General features: G+C 46.1%; 11 protein-coding genes. 10 read left to right on the forward strand and 1 reads right to left on the reverse strand.

Annotated features, from left to right (window positions below; all coding sequences use genetic code 11):
- The first annotated feature begins 111 nt into the window (after nucleotides 1–111).
- The 4 genes from K6T99_01970 (at nucleotide 112) to K6T99_01985 (ending at nucleotide 5,794) form a co-directional block, all read left to right on the forward strand.
- Nucleotides 112–2,412 carry a glycoside hydrolase family 3 protein gene (locus K6T99_01970; protein ID MCL6518575.1) on the forward strand — a complete coding sequence of 767 codons (2,301 nt, stop codon included), beginning with the start codon at nucleotides 112–114 and terminating at the stop codon, nucleotides 2,410–2,412.
- Nucleotides 2,413–2,718: 306 nt separating this feature from the next.
- On the forward strand, nucleotides 2,719–3,714 hold the full coding sequence (gene trpS / locus K6T99_01975) for a tryptophan--tRNA ligase (protein ID MCL6518576.1): 996 nt from the start codon (nucleotides 2,719–2,721) through the stop codon (nucleotides 3,712–3,714).
- Between the two features lie 141 nt (nucleotides 3,715–3,855).
- Entirely contained in the window at nucleotides 3,856–4,416 is a 561-nt protein-coding gene (locus tag K6T99_01980) for a GNAT family N-acetyltransferase (GenBank protein MCL6518577.1), read from the forward strand.
- Nucleotides 4,417–4,498: 82 nt separating this feature from the next.
- Nucleotides 4,499–5,794, forward strand: coding sequence for a heme ABC transporter ATP-binding protein (locus K6T99_01985; protein ID MCL6518578.1), 1,296 nt, complete (start codon nucleotides 4,499–4,501; stop codon nucleotides 5,792–5,794).
- A 161-nt stretch (nucleotides 5,795–5,955) separates the two neighbouring features.
- On the opposite strand, the gene rpmB is transcribed toward K6T99_01985, so the two are convergent.
- Nucleotides 5,956–6,171, reverse strand: a complete 216-nt coding sequence (gene rpmB, locus K6T99_01990) for a 50S ribosomal protein L28 (protein ID MCL6518579.1) — start codon at nucleotides 6,169–6,171, stop codon at nucleotides 5,956–5,958.
- An 85-nt stretch (nucleotides 6,172–6,256) separates the two neighbouring features.
- Here rpmB and K6T99_01995 point away from each other — a divergent pair, with 85 nt between their 5' ends.
- The 6 genes from K6T99_01995 to K6T99_02020 all read left to right on the forward strand — a co-directional run bounded on the left by K6T99_01995 (nucleotide 6,257) and on the right by K6T99_02020 (nucleotide 13,310).
- Nucleotides 6,257–7,399 (forward strand): DUF1385 domain-containing protein, encoded by a 1,143-nt coding sequence (locus K6T99_01995; protein MCL6518580.1) that lies wholly within the window; start codon nucleotides 6,257–6,259, stop codon nucleotides 7,397–7,399.
- Between the two features lie 19 nt (nucleotides 7,400–7,418).
- On the forward strand, nucleotides 7,419–7,628 hold the full coding sequence (locus tag K6T99_02000) for a DUF1858 domain-containing protein (protein MCL6518581.1): 210 nt from the start codon (nucleotides 7,419–7,421) through the stop codon (nucleotides 7,626–7,628).
- A gap of 47 nt (nucleotides 7,629–7,675) precedes the next feature.
- On the forward strand, nucleotides 7,676–9,349 hold the full coding sequence (gene argS / locus K6T99_02005) for an arginine--tRNA ligase (GenBank protein ID MCL6518582.1): 1,674 nt from the start codon (nucleotides 7,676–7,678) through the stop codon (nucleotides 9,347–9,349).
- A gap of 129 nt (nucleotides 9,350–9,478) precedes the next feature.
- A complete protein-coding gene (locus K6T99_02010; GenBank protein ID MCL6518583.1) occupies nucleotides 9,479–11,536 on the forward strand; it encodes a hypothetical protein in 2,058 nt (685 codons plus the stop codon).
- Between the two features lie 28 nt (nucleotides 11,537–11,564).
- Complete coding sequence (locus tag K6T99_02015) at nucleotides 11,565–12,578, forward strand: zinc-dependent alcohol dehydrogenase family protein (protein MCL6518584.1); 1,014 nt, start codon at nucleotides 11,565–11,567, stop codon at nucleotides 12,576–12,578.
- Between the two features lie 9 nt (nucleotides 12,579–12,587).
- Complete coding sequence (locus tag K6T99_02020; protein ID MCL6518585.1) at nucleotides 12,588–13,310, forward strand: hypothetical protein; 723 nt, start codon at nucleotides 12,588–12,590, stop codon at nucleotides 13,308–13,310.
- Nucleotides 13,311–13,405 lie beyond the last annotated feature (95 nt).

Raw genomic sequence — 13,405 nt, forward strand, 5'->3', positions numbered from 1 at the left:
AAATCAATTAGGCAAGCCATAGTTTTGCCAGTGCTTGACATTTTGGCAGTTTTATGTATAATAAATATAACCCCAAGTGAATTGCCTCAATAGAAATTGTAAAGGTAAAGCATGAAATCCTATCAGGCGATTTCCCTTCTATATTGCATAATTGCTTTGTTTATTCTTCCTTCAATCTGCTTGGCTGAGGTAACGCTTTTGGAGGCAAAGCGTAGTCTCCCTGACGGTAGCCAAGTTTCGTTCTCCAATATTGCTGTAACCGCTAGCTTCCCGCGGTGTATATATGCCGAAGCTATTGATAGGAGCCAGGGAATTAGAATAAATACGGACAAGATATTCTCCGAGAATGAGCTGATTTATGTATCAGGTACAATTGAGACAGACCCTCTAACGGGAGAGCGGTATATTTTTGCCTACCCAGAATATCCACAGCGCTCAGGGGGCGCGCATGTAGTTAAACCCATTGGAATGAACGCAAGAGCAGTGACTGGCGGGGATTGCGGCCTTCAGCAAGGCATAGCTGGCGATGCCAATTTAAATAATATCGGCTTACTGGTAACAATTTGGGGAACGGTCACAACATATGATTACAATAACCCTGCGCGTTGGTTTAAAATTAGCGACTCACCCGGCACCGAAGTCAAGATTATTGCTTCTGACGGTGTTAATGTTGACAAGGATTGGAAGTTTGTTAGGGTTACAGGAGTCGTCACTGCTGAGAAGGAAGACGGCATGATGATTCGTGCCGTTAAGGTCCGCAGGCAAAGCGACATTGTGTGTCATGAGACACGCTCGGCTGCTAGACTTGCGCTAATGACGTTGGATGAAAAAATTGGTCAACTATTTCAAATTCGAATAGATGGTCCAACGTTAGACGAGTCGGAACGCCAGATAATCCAGAGTAAGCACATCGGCGGGGTAGTTTATTTTCAATATAATGGCAACCTAAATGACCCAGTTCAGGCTGCTACACTCAGCAATGATCTGCAAGAATGTGCCATTGGCCCAGATGGTCGAGGCATCCCTCTGCTTCTTTCACTTGACCAAGAAGGCGGCAGGGTTACAAGAATAACCGGCGGCGCTGAATTTCCTGGCAACATGGCTATTGGGGCATCTCGTTCTGCCCAAATGTCGTTTTTGACTGGCAGTGTCTTCGGAGCAGAGATAAAAGCCATTGGGGCGAATATGAATCTAGCGCCAGTATTGGATGTAAATAATAACCCGCTGAATCCTGTAATTGGGGTTCGCTCATTTGGCGAACAGGCGCAATTGGTTTCAGACCTCGGAATAGCTTATATGGAAGGATTACATAGCCAAGGAGTGCTTGCGACAGGAAAGCATTTTCCAGGGCATGGAGATACCGCCGTTGATTCGCATACCGGCCTGCCGATTGTAACTTATGATTTCGAGACTCTGGACACTATCCATGGAAAACCTTTTAGAGATTTGGTAAACAGGGGCCTTGATGCCATAATGACCGCACATATAGTTGTTACTTGCCTAGACCCCAATCATCCTGCCACCTTATCGCCTCAAGTGATTGAAGGTTATCTTCGAACTAACATTGGGTTTGATGGTGTGGTTATGACTGACTCAATGGGTATGGCAGGGATTACCTCTAATTATACGGTCGAGCAAGCAGCGGTAATGGCAGTTCAAGCAGGTGTGGATATGCTGTCTCTTCCACCAAATCTAGATGCGGCTTTCGATGCCGTCAAATCAGCTGTGCTAAATGGACAGATTCCGTTATCTCGGATTGACCAAGCGGTTGCCAGGATCCTTCGTTTGAAGTATCGGTCCGGCGTTTTCGACAATCCTTATGTCGACGCAAGCATGGCTGATGATATTGTGGGCAATTCCGACCACAGAAATGCTGAATTAATTGCGGCAAGAGCAGGAGTCACCTTAGTTCAGAATATAGATGGCTATCTTCCTTTAAGTCTTTCTCCCTCTCAGAAAATACTTCTCGTAACGGTGCAGTCGTCCGAGACAACGACCGATGCCGCCACTCGATTCGCTACGATAATGAGCCAAAAACATTCCAATATCCAATCAATTCCGATATCAGCGAATCCAACTTCATCGGAGCGGAACAATGTTAAGAATGCTGCAGTGTCTGCAAGTGTGGTAATAGTCGGTACCTCAAGAGCCCAGCTTTCTTCCAATTCAGGCCAGGCGACGCTAGTAAACCAACTAGTATCAATGGGAAAACCAGTTGTCGTTGTGGGGCTTCGAGAACCTTATGAGTTGGCGAGCTTTCTCGGTGTGAAAGCTTATGTTGCGGCATATAACTACAGAAACTGCGGTTTCCAAGCAGCTGCTGATGTGATCTTCGGCGATGTCAATCCAACTGGTGTGCTTCCTGTTACTATTCCAGATTTATATCCTTTTGGCCATGGATTAAGCTACTAGGCCGCAAGAAATGGTAAATAACAATCCTTGACGATTTTAACTAGTCTATGGTAAATAAAAACAAAGGATGCGAAAGGAAATTGAAAATTATGTAATATGGGCTTGGCGATGGACGTATGCAGCTTGTCCATTTGCCAAGCTGGACTGAAGAAATGCAGTCTAAGTTTATGGCCGTGGGCAAGCTGCGTGGGCTCGCTCACGGCTGTTTTGCAATGTAAGAAAGGGCCGGAAGCGAGACAAGAAGCTTTCCGGCCTTTTTAGTGTGGCGAAATATCACTTGCGGAGTCTCGAATTCTGGAGGTTTTTATGAAAGGAAGAATACTTACAGGCGACCGACCCACCGGACCATTACACCTAGGACATTACGTGGGTTCGCTAGCCAATCGAGTCAAGCTTCAAAATGAGTATGAAACGTTTATTATTATCGCTGATGTGCAAGCGCTGACCACGAACTTTGAGCATCCAGAGAAACTTCCGGCCGATGTGCGCCAAGTTACCCAGGATTACCTGGCGGCTGGGATTGATCCAGAGAAGACAACAATTTTTGTTCAATCACTGGTGCCGGAGATTGCAGAGCTTACCATATTCTACTCAATGTTCGTTACTGTAAATGTTCTTCGACATAATCCAACTATTAAGACAGAAGCAAAGCAATACGGCTATAAGGATATGACCTATGGCTTCCTAGGCTATCCTGTAAGCCAAGCGGCGGATATCACATTCTGCAAGGCAAATCTTGTTCCAGTGGGCGCAGACCAAGTTCCTCATATCGAATTTGCACGCAAAATAGTTCGTAGGTTTAATGAGCTTTACAAACCGGTGCTTGTCGAGCCTGAGGCGCTTGTAGGCGAGGTTGGACGGCTTGTTGGGCTTGATGGCAATGCGAAAATGAGTAAGAGCTTGGGGAATTGTATTTATCTTTCGGATAGCCCAGAGGAAGTAGAGAAAAAGGTCAACATGGCGGTCACAGACCCTGCTCGAATGCGCAGAAGCGACCCTGGACATCCAAACGTATGCACAGTATTTGCATATCACAAAGTCTTTAATCCTGATTTTATAAAGGAGCTTAAGAAAGAGTGCGAAACAGCAGGGATTGGTTGTGTAGAGTGCAAAAAACGCCTTGCAAAAGAAATAAATGCACTTCTCGACCCGATACGCGAGCGCCGAGCAAAGTACGAAGCAAATCCAAAGCTAATTGACGATATCCTAATTGCTGGAACCAAGCGCGCCCGTGAGGAAGGTGCCAAAACTATGGCTGAAGTTCGTGAAGCAATGTGCTTGGATTACTTTGAGATAAAGTAATGCATTTGTAGTTCTACATGAAATGCTAATAAATCCAAGGCTTTCTGGTCCAGAGTTTTCAAACTGGGTTTTCGGTTTAATTTCTTGTGAAATAATAAAATTGCAAAAACAATTTTAGTTGTGGTGAGGAAGGCATTGCTAATGGTTGGTCCTACTCTTGTCGGGAAGAAAGCCAAGCTCAGACCACTACGCGATGATGATTTGGAAAGGCGCGTCAAGTGGCTAAACGACCCCGAAACACATAAATTGCTAATGGGGTGCGAACCTAGCCGACAATTATATCTTGCAGATGCCCAGCGGTGGCGCAGCATCCTTGAATCAGACCCTTCTGCGCTTGTGTTTGCCATTGATACTATTCACGGCCGGCATATTGGTGACGTAGACCTCCACAATATTGACAAATCCAAGAAATCCGCAAAGCTTACAATCCTCATCGGCGACAAATCATATTGGGACCGTGGCTATGGCAGCGATGTTATAAAGACGCTTTTAGATTATGCATTTTCCGACCTTGGTCTTGAAAGTGTAGCACTTCGGGTATTTGCGTTTAATAAGCGTGCCATGCGATGTTATGAGAAATGCGGATTTCGACAGGTTGAAAGCAAGCCCATCGATTCGAATACCGAAGAGATAAGCATGGTGGCTACTAAGGAAAGCTTTGCTTTGGCAATGTTGCAAAATCAGCAACTTAGAGCTGCATAATTTTTAGACACACAAAATTCCCCAATATTATCTAGGTTTTTGGTATAATGATTGCAATCTTTTTAGTATGAGTACCCGCGGGATGCAGAGCCTTTTTAAGCTTGACAGGCTAAGAATCTCCTATAATTCAGTTCCAGTTCTAGATGACATTTCCTTTAAAGTAAACAGAGGGGAATTCCTGGGAATCATAGGGCCAAACGGCTCTGGAAAGTCTACTCTTCTTCGAGCGATGACTGGGATTCTTCCGCCGGCTGCTGGGTCGGTTAAGTTAGAGGGCAAAGAGGTATCGCAGATTCCCAGCCGTTCTTTAGCTTTGCGTATTGCTGTTGTTCCCCAAGAAATTCTGGTAACCTTTGACTTTACGGTGCTTGAAATTGTTCTTATGGGGCGTGCCCCGTATCTCGGAAGGCTTGAATTCGAAGACCAAGACGATCTTGAAATTGCAAGAGAGGCGCTAAAACGCACGAATCTACTCCATCTAGCCAATCGCAGAATAGAAAAGTTAAGCGGTGGCGAACGACAAAGAGTTATGATAGCCAGGGCGCTTGCTCAGAACACCGATATTCTATTTCTTGACGAACCAACTGCTCATCTCGACATCAATTACCAAGTTGAGATACTTCATCTGCTCAAACGTGAGAATGTCGAATACGGAAAGACAATTGTCGTTGTTTTGCATGATCTCAATTTAGCTGCGGAGTTTTGCAATCGGTTGCTGATGTTGAGTGGTGGAAAGCTATATGTTGATGGCACGCCCGAGGAGGTTATTACGGCATCGAACGTTCAGAAAGTATATGGAACCCCAGTTTGGGTCCGCAGGCATCCGACGTCGGGGCGTCCGTATGTACTTTCGATTAGCAGCAGGGGAATCGCGTCTAAACTTGCTGCCGAGGCAGTTGGATTACAAGGATACAAAGTTCATGTAATTTGCGGTGGTGGTAGCGGCGCCACGATATTCGCTAATCTTCTTGAGATGGGTTGTGAGGTTACAGCTGGGGTTGTCAACATTGGCGATACCGATCAAGAGGCAGCTGAAACATTGGGAATCGAATATGTCGAGGAGTCGCCTTTCTCACCGATTTCGGAGAAAGCGCAAAGTGCGAATGTTGACTTCATTTTGCGTTCTGATGCGGTGGTTGTTGCGGAAGCTCCATTTGGCACTGGAAATTTGGCAAACTTACAGTGTGCATTGCAAGCTCTTGAAGCTGGGAAACCTGTTGCAGTGATTGGGCAATTAGAAGGCTTTGCTGAGCGTGATTTTTCTAATGGCAGAGCGGCAGAGATGTTTGGAAAACTTATCGAGAACGGAGCTTCGGTTCTAAATTCAGCCGATGAACTTGCCGCTTGGATTGCTAAAACAAGGACCTGTGTAGTATAATATGCTGTCGCATCCGGTGTAACTTGGATGGATGGGGCTCGAGCTAGCAAAGGAAATGGCACGAACGGCGGTTTTGCTGTGTGTTCGTGCCATTAGTGTTAGGCTTTTCGCATTTGTATTCATGCGCTTTGCCTTTGCCGCCAAAGCAAATTGCAAATCGGTTAGACGGCTCTCTGCACTTTGCCAGCTTTTAGGCATTTTGTGCAAACCCGGATGGTCTTCGGCATACCGTTGACCATAACTTTTGCAGATTGCAAATTTGGGAGCCATCTGCGCTTTGTCTTTGGAGCGCGAAGAGCCCACGATCCAGAGTGTTTATGGCGGATATTTTGTCCGAACTGCGGACCTTTTCCGCAGATTTCGCAAACTTTCGACATGGGTGTGAAACCTCCTAGTACTTTGCCGGAAAACACCCTAACATAATAACACAACCAAGTAAGGTTTGGCAAGACCTATTGTACCATGCGTGACGCACCAATTTTAAGCATCATTCGAAGGATTATGCCGCTTTCTCCAGCCGATACAATTGGCCGGGCAGCCGAGCTTTTGCGTACCTCAGGGCTTTCTATGTTGCCGGTTGTTAGCAACGGTCTGATAGTGGGAGTGTTGTCGATTTCTCAGCTGTTGGAGGTTCTTAGCGAAGGTAATGCAAAGGAAACTGCTGAGCATCCAGTCTCGACAATAATGTCTCAGAAGGTCATATGCGCGAACAGATACATGAGCATTGGTCAAGCTTCTGAGGTGATGAGGGAACACGGCGTGGAAGCACTTCCTATTTTGGATGAGCATGGCATATATCTTGGTGTAATCACTGCGTCAGATGTGGCAAGTGCGCTTTCACTTTCGATTCGACCACCGACGGTGGCAGGGATGGCTACGCCTTTGGGCGTGTATCTAACGACTGGCCATGTTAGAGCTGGAGCGGGGGACATTGGACTCTTCTTGTCAGGAGTCTCGCTTATGCTTCTAAATTATTTAGCCATTGGGATAGTATCCGTTTTTGCATGGCTTTTGGAAAAAACCTCAGGGTTGCCGTTTTGGTCAGTACTTGTCTCACCAGTGCCTCAGACGACGCCTTTAATGGCAATGCTAAAAAGCATAGTAGTAGGGTCTTTTGCGCCCGTATTTCTAATATTACTAAGGCTGGCTCCGCTGTCCGGGTATCATGCTGCCGAGCATCAGGTTGTTCATGCCATCGAAAATGGGGAAGCTTTGACCCCTGAACATGTGCAGGCGCAGCCAAGGGTTCATCCTAGGTGTGGAACGAACATAGTAGCTGCAGCCACCTTGTTTTTGATACTTGGGAAGCTATTTTCCATAGAGGTAGCAACTATTATTGCGGTTTTAATATTGGTAACATCGTGGAAGGTGATAGGTAGTTATTTTCAATATTATGTGACCACAAAACCGCCAACCGAAAAGCAATTAGCAAGCGGGATTCGAGCAGGGAAAGAATTGCTGGAACGATATCGCAGCAATCCGGGCTATTATGTGACAGGATGGAGAAGGATTTGGAATACTGGTATGCCCCAGGTAATGCTCGGCGTTGCAGCAGTAACAACATTAGACCCATTGCTGCACGAAATTCTCCCGGGGGTATTCTAATTTGAACGGAGGATTCCTGATGGTCGAAAAAGGCAAAATAACGAAGGATATGACAATAGCTGAGGTGCTTGAAATATGTCCGCGAGCGGTGGAAATATTAAATGCGCATGGCATGGGCTGTTTTGCGTGTATGGTTGCCGAAGCCGAAACTATCGAGCAAGGTGCACTTATGCACAATATGGATGTACAGGAAATTCTCGACAAACTTAATGAATGCTTTTGTGAATAATGACTATAATGTCATAAAATATTTAGATTATCGAGTGGAATGGAGCAATGATAAAGAATAAACTTGCGCAAGGTATAGAAAAAGCACTTCAAGAAGCAAAAGAGGCAGGCGAGCTAGCGTTTGAAAAACTCCCTGACATAACTTTAGAACCTCCTAAAAACAAAGCATTCGGTGATTTCACGACAAATATTGCAATGGTTTTGGCGAGTGAAGTAGGCCTTAGCCCACGTGAGGTAGCAGCACGCATTGTTGGGCGTATTGGCGACCTTAATGGTTTGATTAAGAAGGTCGAGGTTGCAGGGGCGGGTTATATCAATTTCTATCTAAGTCCGGAATGGCTTTACGATGTCCTGCGCCGAATTAGTGCTGAGGGCGATTCATATGGCAGAGCCAACATCGGGCGTGGAGAGAAAGTACAAGTAGAGTATGTGAGTGCAAATCCGAATGGGCCAATCACGGTGGCACATGCTAGGGGCGGGACTATCGGCGATGTAATTGCCAATTTGCTAGAGGCTCTTGGTTACGATGTAACCCGCGAGTCGTATATTAATGATGCGCCGACCAGTACGCAGATGCAAAATTTCGGTAAGTCGGTACATGCTAGATACATGCAAGTACTGGGGTATGATTGGCCAATGCCGGAAGACGGATATCATGGGGAATATGTTGTGGATATTGCCAAAGATTTAGTTCAAAAATATGGCGACAAGTTTCTCTCTGTGCCCGAAGATGAAAGAATCAAAGTTCTTACGGACTTGGCTGAGCAAGAAATGCTGAGCATCCAAAAGGCGGATTTGGAGAGGTTTGGCATAAAGTTCGATGTTTGGTTCTCTGAGCGCACACTTCATGAGAGCAGCAAAGTAATGAAGGCAGTCGAGAAGCTTCTCGAAAAAGGTTATGCCTACAAAAAAGCTGGTGCAATCTGGTTGAAGTCAACTGCCTTCGGTGACGATAAGGACCGAACGTTAGTCCGAAGTAATGGCCAGCCTACATATATTGCTTCAGATGCGGCTTACCATGCGGATAAATTTGAGCGAGGGTTCCAACACATAATTGATGTGTGGGGTCCGGACCATCATGGCTATGTAACACGAACAAAAGCGGCAATTGCGGCTTTGGGATACGATCCGGAGAAAGTTGAGATTATCATCTACCAGGCGGTACGTCTCTTTTCAGGGGGCGAAATGGTTATGATGTCAAAACGGGCGGGTGATGTTGTGCTCCTTTCAGAGCTTCTTGATGACGTTGGGAAAGATGCAAGCAGGTTCTTTTTCCTTATGAGAAGCGCTGATAGCACATTGGATTTTGACCTCAAACTAGCGAAGGAACAATCCGCGGAGAACCCAGTTTACTATGTACAATATGCCCACGCACGAATTATGAGCATCCTCCGCCTAGCAAAGGAGAACAATATCGAGGTTCCCGCCGCCGATAAAGCTGATTTGTCGCTGCTTACTCACGAATCTGAAGTTGATTTGATAAAAAAGCTAGCCGAATTCCCCGATCTAGTGCTTCAAGCAGGGCAATTGCGCGAACCTCATAGATTGACTAGATATGCACAAGATTTAGCTGCAATCTTTCACAGTTTTTACACAGACTGCCGAGTAGTAAGCGATGATAACGCTCTGACAGCCGCGCGACTAGTTCTAGTGGATGCAACCAGGGTTGTTTTAGCAAGCGTTTTGGGTTTGATGGGGGTCACCGCTCCAGAAAGAATGTAGCGTGGTTTTGGCGTTTTGCCTTGGAGCATTGTTAGACAGCTTGAAGACACCCAAGTATCGAACACGCGGAGGAACACTGCTTGCGTGGAAGTCGTATACAAAGGGGATACCAATTTTGGGAGCAATATAATGCATTCCAAAGTATTTTACGGAATTTTAATCTTTCTTTTTCTTGGGATTTCAGCGTGGGGAGGCACGTTTACAGACCGTGATGGCGGTAAGCATCAATGGTATGTGAATGACACCCATACATTGGTGTGGGATGGTAACTCTTATATTCCTTTTGGCGTTGAATTTTCACCAAAATACCTCACCGATGCGCAAACTGAAGAAAACCTGGCGGCCGATGAGGCGGAGATTGGTGCACTCAAGCTTGCTGGTATCTCGGACGTAATCATCAAACCTGCAAAAGCTTTGAGTTCAATTCCACCTTCAGCATTCCAAAGGATTATAGATCTTCTTGAGACTAATGGAATGCATTATGGAATTGAACTCAACGATTCGCCATATTACTCGCTTGTGGGTTGGGTGATTGCGCCTACGAAATATCGTGAGGATGGCATACAAGCAAGGGGCGAGGTTATTAAGAGCATCCCCGACACTCAGATGGCGTTTTACGTACTTTGCAATGCCATCACTGGAGAAGTAAACCGTCAAGGTCAGGCAACTGTTGGGGTAGACGAAGTGCGAATTTTCGTAGAAGAGATGCCGGCTGTTACTCAGGTGCTTCTCATCTATCCGCTGAGAAAAATTCGGCAAAGCTCCTCTGAATGGGGATTGCCTGACCTTTGGGCTTCGTATGACAAGCACCGGGACCATTTGGTGGCATATCTTTCACAGCTGAAATTTGGACCAGGTCTTCGCTTCTTTGTTGATCCATTCACCGAGCGGCTGGCACCCATTGGCGATACTGAGAGTATGTTTCCCGCATCACCAAGCTTTAGAATCGAGTATTCATCCTGGCTCTCACGCAGATATAACAACACGCAGACCCTCAGCATGCAATGGGCACTGACGGATTACGTAATTAAAACTTATACGGAAGCAGCTCGCCTTATTCCACTTTGGAGGCAGGGCAGGGGTGTAGGTGAGGTATACGATCCTTCTACCAACAAGAGGTACAAGGTTGATCCCACGAGGTCTACTATCTGGCAGGACTTCTTGGAGTTTCGTGAGACCTCGGTTCGAGGGTATATGAACTCGATGGCTGATGCTTTGAAGAGGCTTGTGGCGGATGTTCCAGTCGTTTTTACCGGAAATGCCCTGCAGCCGATGTTCCAGAACTCAGACCCAGCAGGCTATGATGGCTTGGTGGTGCCCAAGCCATTTGACAATCGCACGACGAATCAGCGGGCGGCCGAGGTGCTTTCTCTTGCAGAGAATTCAATGCGAAATATTTGGATTCTTTCTCGCATAAGCCCAGCCGCGCCTGGAGAAATAGTGTACCAGAAGAAGGAGGAACTTTTTGCAGAGCTCAATACGCTAAGAAGCCTCGGGTCCAAGGGCTTTTTCCTTTCGCAGATACCCGCAGAGGCTAAAATTGGCAGTGCAGATTTGCTATTCTGGCTTGCAGAATACGGGAATCTTAGCATATCGGATAAGCAGTTTGCTAGCTACAGGCCACGTGTTGCCTTCTACCCAAGGGATTATGGGGAAATCGGCATAAAGCGATTCAGCAGCGGAGTATGGTGGATTCCTTCGCTTGCTGCTGGACATAAACTCAATTTGGGCGAGGCATATGGTGGATACGTGCTGGCAGGAGTCAGTGGCATGGGGCTCTATGTTTGGTCAACTAAGGGTTCAAGAACTATTACCATAGCTACTCCTCAGCCTATCACATTGACTACTATGATAGGTGAAAAAACTACACTCAATCCTTCTAAGGGCAGAGTCGCTATTCCTTTGAGTGAAGAGCCAGTTATTGTGGATGGCATACCACCTGAGCAGTTTCTCCCTTTGGAGGTTGTTGTTGGAGCGCTACAAGAACTTGAGAAACTAATTGAAAAAGCACGTACTAGCGTTCCTGATATTGAGGCATATGTTCGGCTGGCCGCTCAGGCAAAAAAGCAAATAGAAAAAAACGAGTTTCTTATGAGCTATGATTTTATTATGGGAGCGATCCAAGAGCTTGAACACAAGGTGCGTGCAATGGAAACGGCGCCACCCGGTATGACAGGCGGCATGTAAAACCTTAGCGGCAAGGAAGGAGCTAGCAATGAAAGCCATGGTTTTCAACGCTCCAAATGATTTATATGTTACTGAGCGTCCTCTTCCGGAGATGGGTGACTATGATGCCTTGGTTAAAGTCGGCGCATGTGGTATATGCGGCACAGATATTCATATTCTTCGTGGCGAGCATATTGTCAAGTTTCCGGTCGTGCCTGGCCATGAATTTGCCGGCGAAGTAGTAGCTATAGGAAGTAAGGTTGATAATATAAAGGCTGGCGACCGGGTGACCGTCGACCCAAATATCGTTGACAATACTTGCTTTTTCTGCCAAAGGGGCGAAATCCATCTATGCAAAAACCTCACCGCCATTGGCGTGAACTTGGATGGTGGGTTTGCTGAGTATTGCTCTGTTCCTGCAGTTCAATGCTATAAGGTTCCTGCAAGCCTTAGCATAGAAGAAGCGGCAATGGTTGAGCCACTCGCATGTTGCATCCATGGCATCGACCAAGCGAAAATTGAGCCGGGGTGTAATGTGGTTATATTGGGTGCTGGGTTTATTGGTTTGCTAATGGTTCAACTTGCCAAAATAGCCGGGGCGAAGCACATAATTGTGAGTGAGCCTGACGAGAGAAAGCGACACCTAGCGGCAAGGTTTGGTTCCGATGTTCAAGTTGACCCAAGGACGCGTGATGTAGCAGCAGAGGTTGGCGAGGTGACGGGCGTTGGCGCTGACGTAGTTATTGAGGCTGCCGGTATGCCCGAGACAGCTGTACTAGCGATTGATTTGGCACGCCGTGGAGGAACGGTCCTTCAGTTTGGCATGGTGAGTCCCGACCGGTTGGTCGAAATGTCGCCATATCAGATTTATTATAAGGAGCTAACAATTCGTGGGTCATTCGTCAATCCGTTTACACATTCACGAGCAGTGGAGCTCCTGGCGTCTAAGCAAGTGGATGTGATGCCGCTTATAACTCATCGCTTTGGACTAGAAAAGGCGGCAATGGCAATCCAAACAGCACGCACTGGCGATGCAATAAAAATATTGATTATTCCTGATTAACGAAGTAATATGCCGAGTATTGGAAAAACGCTAAAGAAATCATTCGCAGATTCATACGATTACCTAGGGCTCGTTCTGTTTTGTAGCTTTCTATGGTTTGGGATTGTAATCGCAATATTCTCAACAGCTAAGCTTCCACTAACCACGCTGGTACACGTTTTGTTGTTTATTGTGCTTTGCATATTATTGCTATCACCAATAACTGCCGGTGTGCTGGCGGTGGCACGGAAAATCGCCGCAAGGGACGACCCTTCAATACTTGACCTTTTTCTTGGTTTTAAATACTTCTTAATCCCTGCGTGGAAGCTAGGCACATCAGAAATAGTAATCACGGCATTGTTGGTTGCCAATATCTGGTTTTATCTAACTCGAACCATGCCATTGAAATTGGTTTCTGTTTTCTTTTCTTATCTGTTGTTGGCATGGATAATGAGTATGATTTACCATTATCCCTTGTTAATCGAACAGAATCCAGGTACGCTGAAGATTCTAAAGAGGGGATTTCTATTAATGCTCGACAATTTGGGCTTTACGGCCATTGTATTCCTTGCTATAATCATGCTTACTTGCCTATGCACTGTCACATTGGTAGGATTACCTCTTTTATACGCTGGTATGGTAGGAATATTAGCAACCCGGGCTGCAAGATCGCTTTTCATAAAATACGGAATTTTGCCGCCTGAGCCTGAGCCCCAACCAGTTGCGGATGATGTTTGGAGACTCCCTGACTAGGGAGAGGGAATTAGAATAACCAATTTTTGGGTGTTTTAATCCGCACCCGGCATATCATTGTTCAAAGTTCAAAGAAAACTGCTCTGAAAGGAACA

It is taken from the genome of Armatimonadota bacterium, assembly GCA_023511795.1.
Lineage (GTDB): Bacteria > Armatimonadota > UBA5829 > DTJY01 > DTJY01 > JAIMAU01.